Below are 16,805 nucleotides of genomic sequence, written 5' to 3'. Positions count from 1 at the left end.
CATTAGATGAATGGTTTGGACTGAGAATGTACACTCTCACTTTACCAGATGCTATGCTTCAGCGGCTTGCGTCAGTATAATATCACTCTTAAGAATCAATATATAAAAGATGTGATGACCCATTACCTACTAGGCTTTGGGTCACTTGGTTTATTTTAGCTAAAAATAACCTCTCTGATATAGTCCTCTATTTTGCTTGCTGATAACCCGCACATTTCAGAAAGCTTATTTAAACCCGGTAATTGTTGCTCTACAAAGGTGTTTAAATTGGTGGTTTTAAATTCAATGCGTAGATTTTTATCAAGAGTTATTTCTTTTTTCTTTATCTCAAAGAAGCATAGTGAGAAAATTTTGAGTGTCATCGGAGAGACAAAGAAAAAAAGGAATGGAATTGATTTGCTAACTAACTTGACGTATTGTCTGATATTTTCTATTTCGTAGATCTCAGCATCGAAGTCGTACCCATTAAATGATATAATTACCTCTCCTTGTAGGTGTTTCATCGCAGAAGTAGACGATGTTGCGAACTCAAAAAAGTTCATTAATTTCTTGATGCTACTACTTTCTACTTCTTCTCTTTCTATTATGATATGAGTCTCAATATCTGGTGCGGAGAATATATCGCCTTGGTCAAAAAAAGAGATTTCATTAACAATTGCATTAATTAATTCTTGATTGTCTTTAGTGTAATTTTCAAGTGACAACTTTGATTTATCAACAACCTTCCAGCGGTCATCAATTAGTCCATACATAACGTCATTATTTATATCATCAAAATAGAAGCTTTTATAACTAAGTCCTAAATCTTCAATTATATCGATGTCTCGTTGCTCTCTTCCGCCCCAAGTAATGGTGGAAATAAGTTTTCGTATGTCACCTTCATAATATTTATCTATTATGTATGAAAATGAATTTATTGTACCATTGCTTTGAAGTGTTCCAATATACCTCCTGGAGGTCTTTTTATTCTCATCAAAAGTTGATAGAAGATAACTAGGTAGGTAACCACTATATTCACTTTTAAACAAATAGTATAAACTAAAAATACCTAGGCTAGGGTAGCTAATATTTAACTCTATATTTGTTTTTGGTTCCTTTTCAATATCTTGTATAATTCGTAATATATGGTTTTTCCAGACTGGATTGGTTGACAATACTCTCTCAATATCATCTTTCAACATTGATAAGTGTGCTTTATTATCCGTTGATACTGAGCTTTTCAACAATTGCTCTGTATTGCCTTTATGTCCGCATAGTTCGGCTATTAACCTTTCATCACTAAGTAAATTATTCCGTTTAAAACAACCTCCTTTTATTAATTCGACCACGTTTATATATTCATGAATTAGGTACTTTGTGAATTTTGCGGGATAGCCAATTTCGAAATCATCATAGTGAACATTGTCGCTTTCCATGGCGTATTCATGCAGTATGCATAATTTTGCGTTATCATCACTTTCATTTTCTACTATCCAAAGAATCTCATTTTTTTCCTCTTCGCTTTTTGATGAATTAGTAATTATAGATATATATTCTTTGGCTGTCTTTACTTGTATTGATACAGTTACAATGGTGACTAAATAAAGTCGGATCTCGCTTATTTTTATTGTTGGCTAGAGATAGAATTATTTCTATTCTTCTTTCTTTTGATGGTGAAGGAATTGGTGGGTTGGATTGAAGTATTGTGATGATATAATCATTAATGTCCTTTTTAGAGAGACAGCTCTTTATTGTTTCAACTCCACGTCGAAGGCTATTCTCGTTTTCATACCAGTAGATGTCATACCATGGGGCAATAAAACGCCCTCGATTGAACTCTAATGGATGCATGACCTCGGATTTTACTATTTCATCGGTAATCTTTAGGGTTAAGCCTTTTATCGAGATGTTGGATTCAGCTACAAATCTGGAGTACGGTACTAATAACTCTTTCCACTCAGTAGAGGCAATTATAACTCTAATTTCATCATCTCTAGCTCCGAAGTGTGACTTCACCCCTTCAACATATTTTATTACTTCATTGATTGCTTCTCTTGCAGCCTGGTTACTTCTTTTTATTTCAATTAAAACATGATGGTTTTTCCTGTCTTTTGCATAAATATCAATGAAACTTCTTGTGCCTAAATGATTTGGTATGTATTTCTCTTTGTCTATTAGATATAAGCCATCCTCTAAGACGGAAATGTCGGAGCAAATCAAATCCCTTAGTTCATTTTCTAACATAATTCCCCCACTGTCTATAATAATGACCGCTTTGCTAATTGATATCAATTTAATTGATTGTTTTAAGTCGGTCTAGTACAATCTTTACTGAATGGAAGTTTGTGCTTTTAGCAAACTACCACACAAGTTTTCTATTCAGTAAATTCCCCTTATTGGCTACCTAACTAGTAAACCATAGCTGCATTAGTCTCAATTGTTTGAGTTTGCATAGTTTACAGTGATACTAACTAGTTTTGATGCATAAATATGCATCAATATGCATGTATCTGCACTCAAAAAAGTAGTGTCATCCTTTTAATCAAACTCAATATAGACGTTGTTTGGCTGCTTCATGCAACTGCATTAAAACCGCCTCCTAAAGCGGGCAGGCGTGGCGGGGATAGCATTGCGCGCAGGCGGTGTTTTACGTCATTTAAAAATCGCCGTCAGCGGCTTGTTACGATGATTTATCATGGCATCTGAATCCTTAGCATGACATCAGTGATGTGGCACGATAGCGACGCTCTCAGAGCGTGGTAGGGTGATCGACTTATGTCACCCTCTCATCATCCTGGTAATGCCATCAGGATCTGGTCAGACAGTTTAGGAATTAAACCATGATGAATAACACACTGAAAATCGACGGTCATATTGCCGTGATCAGCTTTGACCCGGAGATCGAAATGTTCCGGGGCGAGTTTATCGGGCTGAATGGTGGGGCAGATTTTTACGCCTACAGCGTGGAAGAGCTCAAAAAAGAAGGGGCCACCTCACTGGCGATCTTCCTGGATGAGTGCCAGAAAGACGGTATTGCGCCGTATAAAACCTACAGCGGCAAAGTAACTACCCGCCTCTCGCCAGAACGCCATCAGGCGTTAGCAGTAGCGGCACAGGCGACCGGGCAATCCATCAATGAATTGCTTAATGAAGGCGTTGATCTGGTTATCGAAAAACACTCTTAATCCCGCACAAAAAGCCGCCAGTGTTGGCGGCTACGGGGTTACTCGTCGTCATTCTCCAGGCTGTATTTTTTAAAGCGGATCACCTCTTGGCCGAGCCAGTCATTAACCTCCTTCATGCGTTCCTGCAATGGCGTTAATTCATTGCGCACAAACACTTTGGCGGCTTTCTCCACGTCACCCACTGAGCCGACGTTTTCCGGCTTGCCCCCATCAGTTGATAAGGGATGCGGTGCGCGTCCAGCAGATCAGCGGCGCTGACCTTTTTGATATTGAAAAATCATCCTTGGTTGCCACCTCACTGAGCGGCACGATTTTTATGCCATCAGGCTTGCCGTTCGGCGCGTAGAAAAACAGACTCTTGATATTCCCCAATCCTTTTGAATTACTCATCGCTTGGCGCAGCGCCTCAACGCCGGTATTGTCCCAAAGAGATAAGGTCTATCAAGCGGCGAGAGCCGCGAACCCGAAACGTTGGTCACAGAAGACGCGAAGCTGGGAATGGCAAGGTAGCACCACGCTCAATCCAGAGCGGGAAAAACAGGCCGCATAAATCAACCTGGGGTGACAACTTCATTGACACTTACCGCGCGGTGGGGTTGCCAATATGGCATTTTTTATTTGCAGTTATTGTGAGCCAGACACAATGGAATGTGAGCCCGGAAGGATTTTCAGTTGTAGTCAATGTGAGCTCAAAAAGCGGATAAATACGAACCTACAGGATTTCAAGCACGAGCTATTTCGATATATTGATTGAGAAAGCGCCCTGAAATAAATAAAATATCAGGGCGCTTTGATTAAAAAATTTAATTCCCTGGCGTTGGCGTTGTATCAGAAAATTTCAAACTATAAATAGGTGACATTCATAATTCCAAGGGTGTGCTTTTCATTGAGCCACTTGATGCTCGACACTTTCCCTGAAGGGAATTTGATATTCGATGAATTGATCGATGCTGTTGTATGCATCATTTTCCCATTATTGTAACACCCTATATCAACAACGCGTTGCGAGTTATTAATGGTGCAGCCGCCTTCAACAATCGCTCCTCTGAAATTGATAACACCGCTAGAGGCGCTGTTAGCGAGCGGGATGCTGGTGAGCAAAAGAAGGCTGATTGAGGCTGAAATGCAGGCAAGCTTTTTAGCGTTCATGTGACACCTCTACAAGCAGAGAAGACACATCCATGTAACAAAAGTGCAGATACTCACTAACAATCTAGTCGGCGTTTTTTATAATGGCAATAGATGGTGAAAAAAATTTGAAGTAAGCGGGGGAGCATGAGAGTGAATAGCGAACCGGTTGGATTGATATCTCGTTAATAGTAACGTTTGTTATTATGAGGCTGAGTGGCTAACTGGTCTAACTCATTATAATCACTTCGAATTAACGATCATGAGTAATCTACCGGTGATCGTACGGCATGATGCAGTCGTAGGCAGCTTATAGCGTCTTTCGAGTAGGTTATATCAATGATATAAAAAATAGATAAGTAAAATTTAAACGTTATTTGATGGGTTAATTTATCGGCCTTTATATCGAGTGTTTAATGATAACTAAATGTAAAAAAAACTGATGCATTCATATTAGTGGGGTTAACATTTTTATGTAATTTTCTTATTCTATTTCGTTTGATTTTTTAATTATTTTCACTGGTAAAAATAGATCTTTCATTTTAAAATTATTTCCTCTTCGTTGAGAGTAGTAAGACATCAATCCAAATGGCTATAAATCAAGGCATGGATAGCTCATTTTGACGAGATGCCGTTATGTTACAACACATAGGGTTAAGGGATTAAAAACAATGAGAAATGTTAAAAGTATTATATTAAGTGTTTTTGTTTTGATTTTTACCGCCTCTGCCATGGCCGAAGCAGTAAAAGTGGAAAGAATAGATGTATTAGAAAAGCGAGTTTCACTGAATATGCCAACCACGTTCAGTGAGATGAGCAAAGATGTGATGAAGGTTAAGTATCCCGCCAATAACCGGCCAACGCAGGTTTACACCAACCCTGAAACTACCGTCAATTTTGCGTTTAACTATACGGTCAATAAGATCGCGGATAATCAGCTTGATGCTTTTTCTCAGCAAATGAAAAGCATGCTGGCAAATTTCTCACCAAAGATAAGTAAAGTGGACGTTAATGGTCAAAAAGCGGTGCTGTTTGACTTTGTCACTCCTGCGGCAGATACCGAAATCCACAACCTGATGTTGGCAATGTCTGTTAATGGTCGCTTGCTGTTAACCACATTTAATACCACTAAAGAACAAGCTCCGCAGTGGTTGGAAATTGGGCGCGAGTCACTGCTTTCCGTTAAAGTCAATAAATAATATCCTCAATATGGTACTAAGTGATTGTTATCTTAGTACCGTATCTTTCCCCCTTTCAAACGTATCTCTCCTAATTTTTCCAGAAAACCTGTTACGCCCAATCTCTATTGCGACAGGTTTGCTATCTGTTTAATTTTGCGTGTTTTGTTGGGATTACAAGATTGTTACACTACTCGGCTGTACCCCGTAGAGGACAATCGAATGTTAGAAATAGCAAAACGAACGGCGAGTGGGGCATTGGTACTATTACTGATGCCGTTGATAATCTGGTTTTCTGGCTGGCAATGGCAACCTGGTGGTAATAATGGCCTGTTAAAGGGATTGTTCTGGGTAACGGAAACGGTCACTGCGCCCTGGGGCATTCTCACCAGCCTGATTTTTTCCACCTGGTTCCTATGGTGCCTGCGCTTTCGCCTGAAACCGGCAGTCGGTGTGTTCATGCTGTTATTAGCCTCAATTGCGATCGGGCAAGGCGTTAAGTCGGTGATCAAAGATCGGGCGCAGGAACCGCGGCCGTTTGTGGTGTGGTTGGAATCTGCTCATCAGGTTGATGAAAAGTACTTTTATTCACTGGGTAGGAAAGAGCGCCGTGCGTTGGTGAAAGAGCAACTACAGGATCAAACGCTGGTGCCGAAATGGTTAAGCAAGCACTGGCAGTTTGAAACCGGGTTTGCTTTCCCTTCTGGACATACGATATTTGCCGCCACTTGGGCGCTGTTGGGCGTCGGATTATTGTGGCCACGTCGCCATTACAAAACCGTAGCGGTGCTGATGGTGTGGGCGATGGGGGTGATGGCGAGCAGGCTGATGCTGGGTATGCACTGGCCTCGGGATCTGGCGATGGCGGTTGTTATCGGTTGGCTGTTGGTGACTATCGCGTGCTGGTTGGCACAGCGCTGGTTTGGCCCACTGACGATCCCATTGCAGGAACAGCAGGAGATCGCCGATCGCGAGCCGTCAAAATAGCCCGCCAGGCACGTTGGGCGGTTTTCTTATTCATTCGCGCAGGCTCCATTTCCTGCTGAATGTGCCAGCAGGTAGGTGCTTTTATCATGTTGTAGGGTTTCCCTGTCACGGTGGGAAATGCTAACTTAGGGGCCAGGGACGCCACTTAATGGCATATACTTTCCATCTTTCAAGTTTCCGTTTGGCGCAACTTGAAATCTATGGGGTAGTGTTCATCCGATTCACTCGGCATTGCGGGAAAGAATGTGAAATATTTGCTGATTTTTTTGTTAGTTCTGGTGATATTCGTGATTTCAGTCACGCTGGGCGCACATAACGATCAGGTAGTGACGTTTAACTATCTGGTTGCTCAAGGTGAATATCGAGTATCGACCTTGTTGGCCGCTTTATTCGGTGCGGGTTTTGTGCTCGGTTGGATCATCTGCGGGTTGTTTTACCTGCGCGCACGTATTGCACTAGGCCGTGCCGAACGTAAAGTCAAAAGGCTGGAGCTGGAGCTTGCAACGCCTGCCGAGCCAGCGTCTCAGTCTGTTGTCGTCAGCAAGGAATAATCCTTTATGTTAGAGCTGCTGTTTCTGTTGCTGCCTGTAGCTGCCGCGTACGGTTGGTACATGGGCCGCAGAAGTGCTCAGCAGGATAAACAGCAGGATGCTAATCGCCTGTCGCGGGAATACGTGGCCGGGGTTAACTTCCTGCTTTCTAACCAGCAGGATAAAGCGGTCGATCTGTTCCTGGATATGCTGAAAGAGGACAGTAACACCGTTGAAGCCCACCTGACGCTGGGCAATCTGTTTCGTTCGCGTGGTGAAGTCGATCGCGCTATCCGCATCCATCAGGCGCTGATGGAAAGTGCCTCTCTTACCTTCGAGCAACGTCTTCTGGCGGTACAACAACTGGGGCGAGACTATATGGCCGCCGGGTTGTATGACCGTGCCGAGGACATGTTCAACCAGTTGGTTAATGAAGAGGATTTCCGCGTTTTCGCACTGCAACAATTGCTGGTGATCCACCAGGCAACCAGTGACTGGCAGAAAGCCATCGACGTAGCGGAAAAACTGGTCAAGCTGGGTAAAGAGGCGCAGCGTATTGAGATCGCGCATTTTTATTGCGAACTGGCCTTGCAGGCGATGGGCAGTGACGATCTGGACAAAGCGATGAGCCTGCTGAAACGCGCGGCGGCGGCCGATAAGCAATGTGCGCGTGTCTCCATAATGGTAGGGCGCATCTTTATGGCGCAAGAGGATTACGCCAAAGCGGTAGAGGTGCTGAAACGCGTGCTGGATCAGGATAAAGAACTGATTAGCGAAGCACTGCCCATGCTGCATGAGTGCTACCCGCATTTACCGCAACAGCAGAATGACTGGGCCGACTTTCTCAAGCGCTGCGTAGAAGAAAACACCGGTGCGGCGGCTGAGCTGATGCTGGCCGAAGTGATTGAACAGCAAGAGGGGCGTGACGTTGTTCAGGTGTATATCAATCGCCAGTTGCTGCGCCATCCCACTATGCGCGTTTTTTATCGCTTGATGGATTACCACCTGGCGGATGCAGAAGATGGGCGGGCTAAAGAGAGTTTGCTGCTGTTGCGCGATATGGTGGGCGAGCAAATCCGTACCAAGCCCCGCTACCGCTGCCATAAGTGCGGTTTTACCGCACACTCACTGTATTGGCATTGCCCTTCGTGCCGCACCTGGGCTTCTGTAAAACCGATCCGCGGGTTGGATGGGCAATAAAAAACGGGACGATATTCTCATCCCGTTCTCTCTTCGATTAATCACTTCTTCTTGCTGCTTTTCACTCCACCCTTCAACAGCAGGCGTAGTTTCTTCAGTTCTTTCTGGCTGAGAGGTTGCTCACTTTCTTCTTCAGTACCTTGATTATCAACCTCATCCTGATGCAGTGCGGCCTGTTTTTTGCTGGATTTGACCGGTAACTGGAAACTGTTTTCCAGCCGCTGACAAACCTCGGCACTCAGGGAAAGTTGATTCTCCAGGGCGATAGCTTTGATCTTCTCTTTAAGTTCAAGAGGGATTTTTATAGTCAGTGTCGATATCTCGCTCATTTCGCTGCCTTTTATACGGGAAGATTCTTTCAAGCTAAGTCAGCGGCGCAGGCGTGTCCAGTCCGTAATGAAAATTTAATGTATTTGTAACATTGAGGAGCTAGCAGAGGAGGGAGGAAATAGTCAGGGCCCGAGGATTCGAGCCCGTAATTCATGCTTACTTGTAGATCACCGCAGTGCCGTGCAGCAGATTATTACCCGTGGTAGCAATGATGCGATAACCGCTAGCACCTTGCGCGTCTGCTTGGGCTGCCAGTTTGGCTTCCAGGCTGCTCAGCGTGCTGGCATGCCCGGCAGAAACCACACCGATTTCAGTTAGGCTCTGAGCCTGCTGCGGGTTGATCGGCTCAGCGGCGAATGAGGCAAAAGAGGTCAGTGCGATGGCGGTTGAAATTGCAAAGTATTTGATGGTTTTCATAGGTGACTCCAGTTTATTTTTTTAGAATTGAAAGCGTTTTGCTTTCGATGTGTTGAATAATATACCTATTGGCAGGCTTTAAAATCTGATAATGCTGAGTGAATTGATCAAATTTTTTGATTAATAATTTACGCATCTTTACGACGCTTTACTCAGGCTGCGCTAAGGCAAAAATGCGGAGTGACATTGCCTGACCAACCCTGGGTTAACCTTACTTAAGGGTAAACGGCGTCGCGGCTGGGATTTCAAATGCCTGACATGTAGAATGCGGCGGTCAGTTTTGGCCGCTTGGTTAACCATTCATGTCCACTTTACAGAAGGTAGAAGAAATGAAGTCTAAAAATAACACTAATAACAATGACTTAAAATCATCTCCAATCATCGTTGCGCTGGATTATGCCGACAGAAATGCCGCACTGGCGTTTGCCGATCGTATTGATCCGCAAGATTGCCGGTTAAAAGTGGGCAAAGAAATGTTCACCCTGTTCGGGCCAGAGATTGTGCGCGATCTGCACCAGCGTGGGTTCGACGTTTTTCTTGACCTGAAATTCCACGATATCCCTAACACTACGGCGCATGCGGTGGCGGCAGCGGCGGAGTTGGGCGTGTGGATGGTCAATGTGCATGCCAGCGGCGGTGCGCGCATGATGACGGCGGCCAAAGAGGCGTTGCAGCCTTATGGAGCGGATGCGCCACTGCTGATTGCGGTCACCGTGCTGACCAGCATGGAAGCAGGCGATCTACAGGCCATCGGTATTACTATCAGCCCAGCGGAGCAGGCGGAGCGCCTGGCGCGCCTGACCCGTGACTGTGGTCTGGATGGCGTAGTCTGTTCCGCGCAGGAAGCACAGCGCCTGAAGGCCGCCTGTGGCCACCAGTTCCAACTGGTGACGCCGGGGATTCGCCCAGAAGGCAGTGCCGCAGGCGATCAGCGGCGCGTAATGACACCGCAGCAGGCACAGGCGGTTGGGGTGGATTATATGGTGATCGGTCGCCCGATTACGCAATCGGTGGATCCTGCTGCCACACTCAGTGCTATCCGTGCGTCACTGGCTTAAGGGGGAAAGTATGAATGATGATAACAGCCGCCTGGTGTATTCCACCGACAGCGGGCGCATCAAACAGGAAGAAGCTAAGCCGCAGCGTGCCAAAGGGGATGGGATTGTCCGCATCCAACGCCAGACCAGCGGGCGTAAAGGTAAAGGCGTTTGCCTGATTAACGGTATCGATCTGGATGATGCTGCGCTGGAAAAACTGGCCGCAGAGCTTAAGAAAAAATGCGGCTGCGGCGGCGCGGTTAAAGACGGCGTGATTGAAATCCAGGGTGATAAACGCGATCTGCTTAAGCAACTATTGGAAGCCAAGGGCATGAAGGTGAAACTGGCCGGGGGTTAAGTGGGTAACCATGCCCCAGCATAGCGGCTGCGGCATGGTGAGAATGGGGATTGCCAGAGCGCTGGCTCACAGCAGTCATTGGATGCAAACCGTAATTATTTACCTACCTGGCGGCCAATCAGCCCTCCCACAGCAGCCCCGCCAACGGTACCCAACGCACTGCCATTCGTCAGTACGGCCCCGCCGACAGCACCGGCCCCGGCCCCGATCGCCGTATTACGGTCGCGTTTGGACATATCTGCGCAGGAACTCAGGGAAATCGCCAGGGTAATTGCCAGAGCGGCGGTGGCAAAACGTTTATCAATGTTCATAGTAACTTCTCCTTAGCATGGGCTATTCCCAAAAAACCTTGTGTTGCTAATGCTCCAGCAACTTCAAGATCGAAAGGGATGACGGAAGTACCTTACTGGCGTAACACTCTTCTAGTATAAGCATTAATCACCAAACGGGTTGACTACTTGCGCCCCCATCATATTGGGATAAAAAGTGGTGATAAATATAAAAAACCACACGAACTGATGCGAATGGTGGTTTTATTGCCTTTGAGTAGTATAAATATCTCATGAGGGGCGGGTAGGTAAAGAGTCTTAATTTCTGCGGTAATGCTGGATGATTATTCTGATTTATCAGCAGAGATTAAAACATTTCCATCAAGTCACCCGTTGTTCAGCACATCCTTGCTCATCCAGCAGAACCCTACGTGGTCTTTAGCGATTTATGCCATACCGGCCTGCTGCTTGCCTGCCGACAATAGCCACAGGCCAAGCAACAAGGAAAACCGATGCTTAACGAACTTAAACAGCAGGTGCTGGAAGCCAATCTGGCGCTGCCGCGCCATAATTTGGTGACTTTTACCTGGGGCAACGTCAGTGCGGTAGACCGGCAGCAAGGTCTGATGGTGATCAAACCCTCTGGCGTTGAGTATGAGGTAATGACCCGCGACGATATGGTGGTGGTGGAACTGGAAAGCGGCAAAGTGGTGGAGGGCAGCAAAAAGCCCTCGTCCGATAGCGATACCCACCGGGTGCTCTATCTGAATTTTGCCGCAGCGGGCGGGATTGTGCATACCCATTCGCGCCATGCCACTATCTGGGCGCAGGCCGGGCTGGATATTCCCGCCTGGGGAACAACGCACGCGGATTATTTCTACGGCGATATTCCCTGCACCCGCCCAATGCAGGATGCGGAAATCCATGGTCGCTACGAATGGGAAACCGGGCGAGTGATCGTTGAAACCTTCGCTGAGCGCGGTTTGGATCCGGCAGCGGTCCCGGCAGTGCTGGTGCATTCGCACGGCCCGTTCGCCTGGGGTAAAGATGCCAGCAGCGCGGTGCATAATGCCGTGGTGCTGGAAGAAGTGGCCTACATGGGGATTTTTTCACGCCAGTTGGTACCGGCATTAGCCAACATGCCGCAGACGCTGTTGGATAAACATTACCTGCGCAAGCACGGTAAACACGCCTATTACGGCCAGTAATGCGGGGGCCAACTGGCCCCGTTTGGCGATTTATTCGTTGACCAAGTCTAGCTGGATGCCCTGGCGTTTAAGCAAGTGCTGATAGTCGAGATCCAGCCGCGAATCGGTAATCACCCGGCCGATCTGGCTCATAGGATCCAGCGGGTTGGGTTGGATCTGGCCGAATTTTGACGAATCGGACAGCACGATGTTTTCCACCCCTTTGGCCAGTACCGCATTGACCACGTCGGCACGCATCATATCACGGCCGGTGAAGCCGGTTTCGGCGTGGTAGCCATCAACCCCGATAAAGGCCTTACTGAAATGCACCTGCTGGATGCACATCCGCGTCAGCGGGCCGACCACGGTTTCGCTTTTCTTCTGGTACATCCCGCCGAGCACGATCACCTCGCAATCGGTCTCTTTCAGCAGATGGGAGATGTAATGGCTAACGGTAATCAGCGTGATGTGTTTGCGTTCGGCAAGATAGCGGGCCAGCAGGGCGTTGGTGCTGCCGCTTTCGATAAAGATGGTTTCACCGTCGTTGACCAGCGAAGCGGCATAGTGCGCCAGCTTCTGCTTGAGGATGAAATTGGACATCATGCGGGCATCAACGTCATCGCTCTCTAATGCCACCGCCGAGCCATGCACGCGTTTCAGATAGCTGCGTTTTTCCAACAGATTGAGATCCTGGCGGATCGTTACCTCAGAAACGTCGGTAGCGCGTGCCAGTTCACTGACGCTGATGCGCCGACGGTCGTTAACTAACTGCAATATGGTTTGTTGTCTTGAATTCATAGCGGCCTGATGTGCGGCTACCGAGAGGCAGCCGCCAATATTCACGGATTAAAGAGTATGTTCGGTGCGCGCGATAATATCATCCTGTGCGTCTGGGGATAATGCGGTAAAGAAGGCAGAATATCCAGCCACCCGCACCACTAAATCACGATATTGGTCAGGATGTTGCTTTGCAGCCAGCAGCGTTTCCCTGGAGACAATATTGTACTGCACGTGCCAACCGTGATAAGTCTCGAAGAAGGTGCGCAGCATCAGCATCAGTTTCTCGCGGTCACGTGGGTTTTCCAGCGTAGACGGATTCAGCTTCTGGTTGAGCAGCACACCGCCAAGAATCGAGGCGGTCGGCAGTTTAGACAATGAATTAAACACCGCCGTTGGCCCCAAATGGTCGGTGCCTGAAGCCGGGCTGGCCCCTTCCGCCAATGGCGTATAGGCTTTACGGCCGTCTGGCGTCGCCATAGTGGCCGCGCCAAACGGCACGTTGGCGGAGATGGAAGATGTCCCGGCATAGTAGGTACCGCCAATCGGGCCACGGCCAAAGCGGGTATTGTGGTACTGCTTCAGTTCGTCGATGTAGGTCTGATAAGCACGCACCAGCAACTGGTCAACATCATCCACGTCGTTGCCGTATTTCGGTGCGGCGTTGATCAGCCGTTGACGCAGTTGTTCACCGTCCAGCCCAGCGAAGTCGTTGGCCAACGCCTGTGCCAACTGCTGCTGGCCAATGATCCCTTGTTCAAACACCAGCTTGCGTACCGCCGCCAGGCTGTTGCCGAGGTTGGCAATCCCCACCTGCAAACCAGAAACCCAGTCATATTTCGCGCCGCCTTGCTTGATGCTCTTGCCGCGCTCAATGCAGTCATCCACCAAAGCTGAGCAGACGATATCGTGGGCATTTTCTTCCAGCACGGTATCCACCACGCATTCAATCTCGATCGATTTGCGGGTGTAGTAGCGGATTTGCGTATCCCAAGCCTCCATCACCTGATCAAATTGCTTGAAGTTACCCTGTGAGAGCGCCAATTCTTGCGGCAGGAAGGTTTTGCCAGAGGTGGCATCGCGCCCTTGCTCCAGCGCCGCCAGCATCACGCGGGCGAAGTTGATAAAGCTCATACCGGTGCAGCGATAGCCCCACTTGCCACCGACGGCGGTCTCGATACAGCCGATAGCGGCGTAATCGTAGGCATCCTGTGGCTCAACTCCCAGCTTGATAAATTCCGGGATAACAATTTCATCGTTGTTGAACGCCGGCATACCAAACCCACAGCGGATCACCTGCACGCAGGCATCGAGGAAGTCATTACTGATCCCAGAGTGGTAACGCACGCTGAGGTTAGGCTGGGTGGAACGCAGGCGGCCGCAGGACTCCAGAATGGTGTAAGACAGCGGGTTGACCGCATCCGCTGGCTTGCCGTTCACCAGTTTCTGGCCACCGATGGTCACGTTCTGATACAGCGGGCTACCGGCCGAGGCTTTGGAGTGCGAACCGGAACGGATCTTGTTCACTTCCAGCAGTTTCAGCCAGCAACTGTGCAGCATCTCAATAGCTTTTTCGCGCGGCAGGCTTTGTTCCAGCTCGACATCGCGGCGATACCACGGATAGAGGTACTGATCGAGGCGGGCAAAAGACACCGAGTGGCCGTTGGATTCAATCTGCAACATCAACTGAATGAAGTAGCACAGTTGCAGCGCCTGCCAGAAGGTCTGCGGTGGCTGATGGGCGATCAGCTCGCAGTTGGCAGCCATGGTCAGCAACTCTTCACGGCGCCAGATACGGCTCTCTGCCTGTGCCATCTCGCGGGTCAGCAGGGCGAAGCGCAAAATATGTTCGCTCAGCGCAGCCAGGGAAATATCAATGGCCTTCAGGAACTGCTCTTTGTGCAGATCGTCCCAGTCGGTCAGATGCAGGCGGCTGCGGCGTTCGGTGACCTTGTCACGTAAGCCATCCAGACCTTTTTCCAGTAACAGCGGGAAGTTGACCGCCAAGTGCGCATCGCCGGAGGTCATATTGCCTTCCGCTTTGATGATCCCGGTCGCCAGCAGCGCTTTCTGCTCATCGGTAAATATGCCGTAGCAGCGATCCTGCACTGTTTGGCCGCGCCACCATGGGCACAGCTTGTGCAAGATCGCTTTGTTCTCTTCGCTGACGGAAAAACCCGCGCCAGGGCGATCGGCCAGTTCGTCAATTTCGCTTTCGATCCAACTGACGGTGTATTCCGGGAAGATCGGCGCAGCACGCAGCTCGCTGGCTTGGTTGCCGATAATCAGCTCATCGTTTTTGATCCAGATGGTGCGCTTTGCCAAGTGGTTGGCCAGCGCCAATGCACGCCGTACCGGCAGCGGTTTATCCTGATGCTGCTGGTAGCTTTCGGTGTAATGCTGCGCACGCTCGGTGCAGACCGGCGGTTTAACGATATGGATCAGCGCGTTCTTGTGCGCCTGGGTGCGTTCGGTCAGGGTGGTCAGATCCAGCGTTGTCATAATGTTATCCTCGTAAAATGGCGGTCAAGCCTTTGGCGCTGGCGTAATCTTCGGCATAAGCCAGCAGTTCAGGATCGTCCAGTGGGGTACGGGAAGCGTGATAAGGCGCACCGAGCAGGTGGTACTTATTGATGCCCAGCGTGTGGTACGGTAAAAAATGAATTTCTTTCACGCCAACCTCGTCGGCGGCAAAATCGGTAATGGCGCGGATTGAGGCACGGTCGGCGTTAAACTTGGGGATCAGCGGCACTCGCACGGTGATCTCGGTGCCCGCCGCGGCTAAACGGCGGAAGTTGTCCATCACCCGCTTGGCGGAACCATCGGTCCATTGCTTGAAGCGCACTTCGTCAACGTGTTTGAGGTCGGCCAGCATCAGATCGAGCCAGGGCAGAGAAGGTTCAATGTAAGACCAAGGCGTATGCAGGCAGGATTCCACCGCCGTATGAATACCGGCCTCGCGCCCGCGTTTGAGCAGAGCTGCGGCGATCTCCGGTTGCATGAACGGCTCACCGCCGGAAAGCGTCAGACCACCGCCAGTGCGCAGATAGTAGGGTTTATCGCGCAGCACTTCGGCCATCACGGCGTCGAGATCGAGCGCGCTGCCGCAGACGCTCAGAGCGCCGGTGGGGCAACAGCCGTTCAAGGCCTCATAGTCGGCGGCAGTGAGCAGTGTACGCTGAATGGCCAGGGACTCTGCCGTGCGCGTAATAGCGTGTGGGCAACGTTCGCTGCACAGGGTGCAACCTGCCAGGCACAGGCGTTCATCGAACAGCAATTCCTGCTGGCGTGAGCGGCTTTCCGGGTTCTGGCACCAGCGGCAACCCAGGGAGCACCCCTTAAGGAACACCACGCTGCGGATGCCTGGGCCGTCATGTGTAGAATAGCGCTGTAGGTTGAAAAGCATTGTTCACCTGTGAAGTTTGGTTTCTTCTTACGTAAATTTAATATCTTTCGAATGAAGCATGTATTGATTTTGATCAAATAGCGAAGGCCTTTTTGCCTTATTATGATGAGAGTTTGAATTTGTTCGCAAAATAATCAGGAGACCGATATGGAGCTTTATCTCGATACCGCCGATGTCACCGCAGTAAAACGTCTGGCGCGGGTGCTGCCGCTGCACGGTGTGACCACCAACCCCAGCATTGTGGCTAAAGAACGTAAACCGATTTGGGAAGTGCTGCCCGCTCTGCGCGATGCCCTTGGCGGCACCGGCAAGCTGTTTGCGCAGGTGATGGCCAGCGACGCGGAACGCATGGTGGCAGAAGCGGTGCTGCTGAATCAGCGAGTACCGGGGCTGGTAGTAAAGATCCCGGTTACCGCAGAAGGCTTAGCGGCTATCAAAAAACTTAAAGCGATGTCGATCCCCACGCTGGGAACGGCGGTTTACGGCGCGGGCCAGGGTTTGCTGGCGGCGCTGGCGGGGGCGGAATATGTGGCACCTTATGTGAACCGTCTTGATGCGCAGGGCGGTGACGGCATTGCAATGGTGCATGAGCTGCAACAGTTACTTAATCTGCATGCCCCGCATGCCAAAGTGCTGGCAGCCAGCTTCAAAACGCCGCGTCAGGCGCTGGAGTGCCTGCTGGCGGGTTGTCAGTCGATTACTTTGCCGGTAGACGTGGCTGAGCAGTTTATTGGCACACCGGCGGTGCAGGCGGCGGTAGAGAAGTTTGAACAGGATTGGCAGGGCGCTTTTGGCACCACGCTGCTGAGTTGAGTGGATAATGGGCGGCGCTGAGCC

General features: G+C 49.1%; 18 protein-coding genes and 1 pseudogene. 9 read left to right on the top strand and 10 right to left on the bottom strand.

Translation table 11 applies throughout. From position 1 onward, the window contains the following. Positions 1-155 precede the first annotated feature (155 nt). Positions 156-1,415 carry a hypothetical protein gene (locus tag ACX9GT_RS13490; protein WP_473187278.1) on the bottom strand — a complete coding sequence of 420 codons (1,260 nt, stop codon included), beginning with the start codon at positions 1,413-1,415 and terminating at the stop codon, positions 156-158. Positions 1,416-1,512: 97 nt separating this feature from the next. After that, positions 1,513-2,223, bottom strand: coding sequence for an endonuclease NucS domain-containing protein (locus ACX9GT_RS13485; RefSeq protein WP_473187277.1), 711 nt, complete (start codon positions 2,221-2,223; stop codon positions 1,513-1,515). A gap of 596 nt (positions 2,224-2,819) precedes the next feature. Between ACX9GT_RS13485 and ACX9GT_RS13480 the strand changes: the two genes are divergently transcribed. Next, entirely contained in the window at positions 2,820-3,164 is a 345-nt protein-coding gene (locus tag ACX9GT_RS13480) for a type II toxin-antitoxin system HicB family antitoxin (RefSeq protein ID WP_473187276.1), read from the top strand. Positions 3,165-3,202: 38 nt separating this feature from the next. On the opposite strand, the pseudogene ACX9GT_RS13475 reads toward ACX9GT_RS13480, so the two are convergent. Both ACX9GT_RS13475 and ACX9GT_RS13470 read right to left on the bottom strand, forming a co-directional pair. Further along, positions 3,203-3,581, bottom strand: a pseudogene (locus ACX9GT_RS13475) (phage portal family protein); the annotation flags it as partial. Between the two features lie 426 nt (positions 3,582-4,007). Continuing rightward, positions 4,008-4,313, bottom strand: coding sequence for a hypothetical protein (locus ACX9GT_RS13470; RefSeq protein WP_473187275.1), 306 nt, complete (start codon positions 4,311-4,313; stop codon positions 4,008-4,010). A 650-nt stretch (positions 4,314-4,963) separates the two neighbouring features. On the opposite strand from ACX9GT_RS13470, the gene ACX9GT_RS13465 reads away from it, so the two are divergent. The 4 genes from ACX9GT_RS13465 (at position 4,964) to lapB (ending at position 8,187) form a co-directional block, all read left to right on the top strand. Continuing rightward, positions 4,964-5,491 carry a hypothetical protein gene (locus tag ACX9GT_RS13465; protein ID WP_473187274.1) on the top strand — a complete coding sequence of 176 codons (528 nt, stop codon included), beginning with the start codon at positions 4,964-4,966 and terminating at the stop codon, positions 5,489-5,491. 201 nt (positions 5,492-5,692) lie between these two features. Next, complete coding sequence (gene pgpB / locus ACX9GT_RS13460) at positions 5,693-6,457, top strand: phosphatidylglycerophosphatase B (protein WP_473187273.1); 765 nt, start codon at positions 5,693-5,695, stop codon at positions 6,455-6,457. A gap of 245 nt (positions 6,458-6,702) precedes the next feature. Further along, entirely contained in the window at positions 6,703-7,008 is a 306-nt protein-coding gene (locus ACX9GT_RS13455) for a LapA family protein (protein WP_473187272.1), read from the top strand. Between the two features lie 6 nt (positions 7,009-7,014). Next, the gene (lapB, locus tag ACX9GT_RS13450) at positions 7,015-8,187 is read left to right on the top strand and encodes a lipopolysaccharide assembly protein LapB (RefSeq protein ID WP_473187271.1); all 1,173 of its coding nucleotides are present in this window, start codon (positions 7,015-7,017) and stop codon (positions 8,185-8,187) included. 41 nt (positions 8,188-8,228) lie between these two features. Here the strand turns inward: lapB and ACX9GT_RS13445 are convergent, their stop codons facing one another. Further along, complete coding sequence (locus ACX9GT_RS13445; protein ID WP_473187270.1) at positions 8,229-8,516, bottom strand: Arc family DNA-binding protein; 288 nt, start codon at positions 8,514-8,516, stop codon at positions 8,229-8,231. 157 nt (positions 8,517-8,673) lie between these two features. Beyond that, positions 8,674-8,934: a multiple stress resistance protein BhsA gene (bhsA, locus tag ACX9GT_RS13440; RefSeq protein ID WP_473187269.1), complete on the bottom strand. Its 261-nt coding sequence runs from the start codon at positions 8,932-8,934 to the stop codon at positions 8,674-8,676. Between the two features lie 329 nt (positions 8,935-9,263). Between bhsA and pyrF the strand changes: the two genes are divergently transcribed. Further along, positions 9,264-9,992: an orotidine-5'-phosphate decarboxylase gene (pyrF, locus tag ACX9GT_RS13435; RefSeq protein WP_473187268.1), complete on the top strand. Its 729-nt coding sequence runs from the start codon at positions 9,264-9,266 to the stop codon at positions 9,990-9,992. A 10-nt stretch (positions 9,993-10,002) separates the two neighbouring features. Further along, a complete protein-coding gene (gene yciH / locus ACX9GT_RS13430; protein ID WP_473187267.1) occupies positions 10,003-10,329 on the top strand; it encodes a stress response translation initiation inhibitor YciH in 327 nt (108 codons plus the stop codon). Positions 10,330-10,424: 95 nt separating this feature from the next. Here the strand turns inward: yciH and osmB are convergent, their stop codons facing one another. Beyond that, on the bottom strand, positions 10,425-10,640 hold the full coding sequence (osmB, locus tag ACX9GT_RS13425) for an osmotically-inducible lipoprotein OsmB (RefSeq protein ID WP_473187266.1): 216 nt from the start codon (positions 10,638-10,640) through the stop codon (positions 10,425-10,427). A 470-nt stretch (positions 10,641-11,110) separates the two neighbouring features. Between osmB and araD the strand changes: the two genes are divergently transcribed. Beyond that, positions 11,111-11,806 (top strand): L-ribulose-5-phosphate 4-epimerase, encoded by a 696-nt coding sequence (araD, locus tag ACX9GT_RS13420; protein ID WP_473187265.1) that lies wholly within the window; start codon positions 11,111-11,113, stop codon positions 11,804-11,806. Positions 11,807-11,836: 30 nt separating this feature from the next. Here araD and ACX9GT_RS13415 read toward each other — a convergent pair whose 3' ends face one another. From ACX9GT_RS13415 to ACX9GT_RS13405, 3 genes are read right to left on the bottom strand one after another with little or no spacing between them, the layout of a single operon-like run. After that, positions 11,837-12,583: a DeoR family transcriptional regulator gene (locus ACX9GT_RS13415; protein WP_473187264.1), complete on the bottom strand. Its 747-nt coding sequence runs from the start codon at positions 12,581-12,583 to the stop codon at positions 11,837-11,839. A 48-nt stretch (positions 12,584-12,631) separates the two neighbouring features. Continuing rightward, positions 12,632-15,064 (bottom strand): formate C-acetyltransferase/glycerol dehydratase family glycyl radical enzyme, encoded by a 2,433-nt coding sequence (locus ACX9GT_RS13410; RefSeq protein WP_473187263.1) that lies wholly within the window; start codon positions 15,062-15,064, stop codon positions 12,632-12,634. A gap of 4 nt (positions 15,065-15,068) precedes the next feature. Further along, the gene (locus tag ACX9GT_RS13405) at positions 15,069-15,968 is read right to left on the bottom strand and encodes a glycyl-radical enzyme activating protein (RefSeq protein ID WP_473187262.1); all 900 of its coding nucleotides are present in this window, start codon (positions 15,966-15,968) and stop codon (positions 15,069-15,071) included. Between the two features lie 147 nt (positions 15,969-16,115). On the opposite strand from ACX9GT_RS13405, the gene fsa reads away from it, so the two are divergent. Continuing rightward, complete coding sequence (gene fsa / locus ACX9GT_RS13400; RefSeq protein ID WP_473187261.1) at positions 16,116-16,781, top strand: fructose-6-phosphate aldolase; 666 nt, start codon at positions 16,116-16,118, stop codon at positions 16,779-16,781. The last annotated feature ends 24 nt before the right edge of the window (positions 16,782-16,805 follow it).

The organism is Serratia sp. YWN4, from assembly GCF_055790845.1.
Note: the sequence above shows the minus strand (reverse complement) of the source record. Positions and strands in the feature narration are given on the sequence as shown.

Excerpts from the sequence above, each read along its gene's own strand:
- ACX9GT_RS13410 (WP_473187263.1), bottom strand. The coding sequence starts at position 15,064 with ATGACAACGCTGGATCTGACCACCCTGACCGAACGCACCCAGGCGCAC.
- lapB (WP_473187271.1), top strand. The coding sequence starts at position 7,015 with ATGTTAGAGCTGCTGTTTCTGTTGCTGCCTGTAGCTGCCGCGTACGGT.
- bhsA (WP_473187269.1), bottom strand. The coding sequence starts at position 8,934 with ATGAAAACCATCAAATACTTTGCAATTTCAACCGCCATCGCACTGACC.
- ACX9GT_RS13480 (WP_473187276.1), top strand. The coding sequence starts at position 2,820 with ATGATGAATAACACACTGAAAATCGACGGTCATATTGCCGTGATCAGC.
- osmB (WP_473187266.1), bottom strand. The coding sequence starts at position 10,640 with ATGAACATTGATAAACGTTTTGCCACCGCCGCTCTGGCAATTACCCTG.
- pgpB (WP_473187273.1), top strand. The coding sequence starts at position 5,693 with ATGTTAGAAATAGCAAAACGAACGGCGAGTGGGGCATTGGTACTATTA.
- ACX9GT_RS13465 (WP_473187274.1), top strand. The coding sequence starts at position 4,964 with ATGAGAAATGTTAAAAGTATTATATTAAGTGTTTTTGTTTTGATTTTT.
- pyrF (WP_473187268.1), top strand. The coding sequence starts at position 9,264 with ATGAAGTCTAAAAATAACACTAATAACAATGACTTAAAATCATCTCCA.
- ACX9GT_RS13405 (WP_473187262.1), bottom strand. The coding sequence starts at position 15,968 with ATGCTTTTCAACCTACAGCGCTATTCTACACATGACGGCCCAGGCATC.
- ACX9GT_RS13490 (WP_473187278.1), bottom strand. The coding sequence starts at position 1,415 with ATGGAAAGCGACAATGTTCACTATGATGATTTCGAAATTGGCTATCCC.
- yciH (WP_473187267.1), top strand. The coding sequence starts at position 10,003 with ATGAATGATGATAACAGCCGCCTGGTGTATTCCACCGACAGCGGGCGC.
- ACX9GT_RS13445 (WP_473187270.1), bottom strand. The coding sequence starts at position 8,516 with ATGAGCGAGATATCGACACTGACTATAAAAATCCCTCTTGAACTTAAA.
- ACX9GT_RS13485 (WP_473187277.1), bottom strand. The coding sequence starts at position 2,223 with ATGTTAGAAAATGAACTAAGGGATTTGATTTGCTCCGACATTTCCGTC.
- araD (WP_473187265.1), top strand. The coding sequence starts at position 11,111 with ATGCTTAACGAACTTAAACAGCAGGTGCTGGAAGCCAATCTGGCGCTG.
- ACX9GT_RS13415 (WP_473187264.1), bottom strand. The coding sequence starts at position 12,583 with ATGAATTCAAGACAACAAACCATATTGCAGTTAGTTAACGACCGTCGG.
- fsa (WP_473187261.1), top strand. The coding sequence starts at position 16,116 with ATGGAGCTTTATCTCGATACCGCCGATGTCACCGCAGTAAAACGTCTG.
- ACX9GT_RS13470 (WP_473187275.1), bottom strand. The coding sequence starts at position 4,313 with ATGAACGCTAAAAAGCTTGCCTGCATTTCAGCCTCAATCAGCCTTCTT.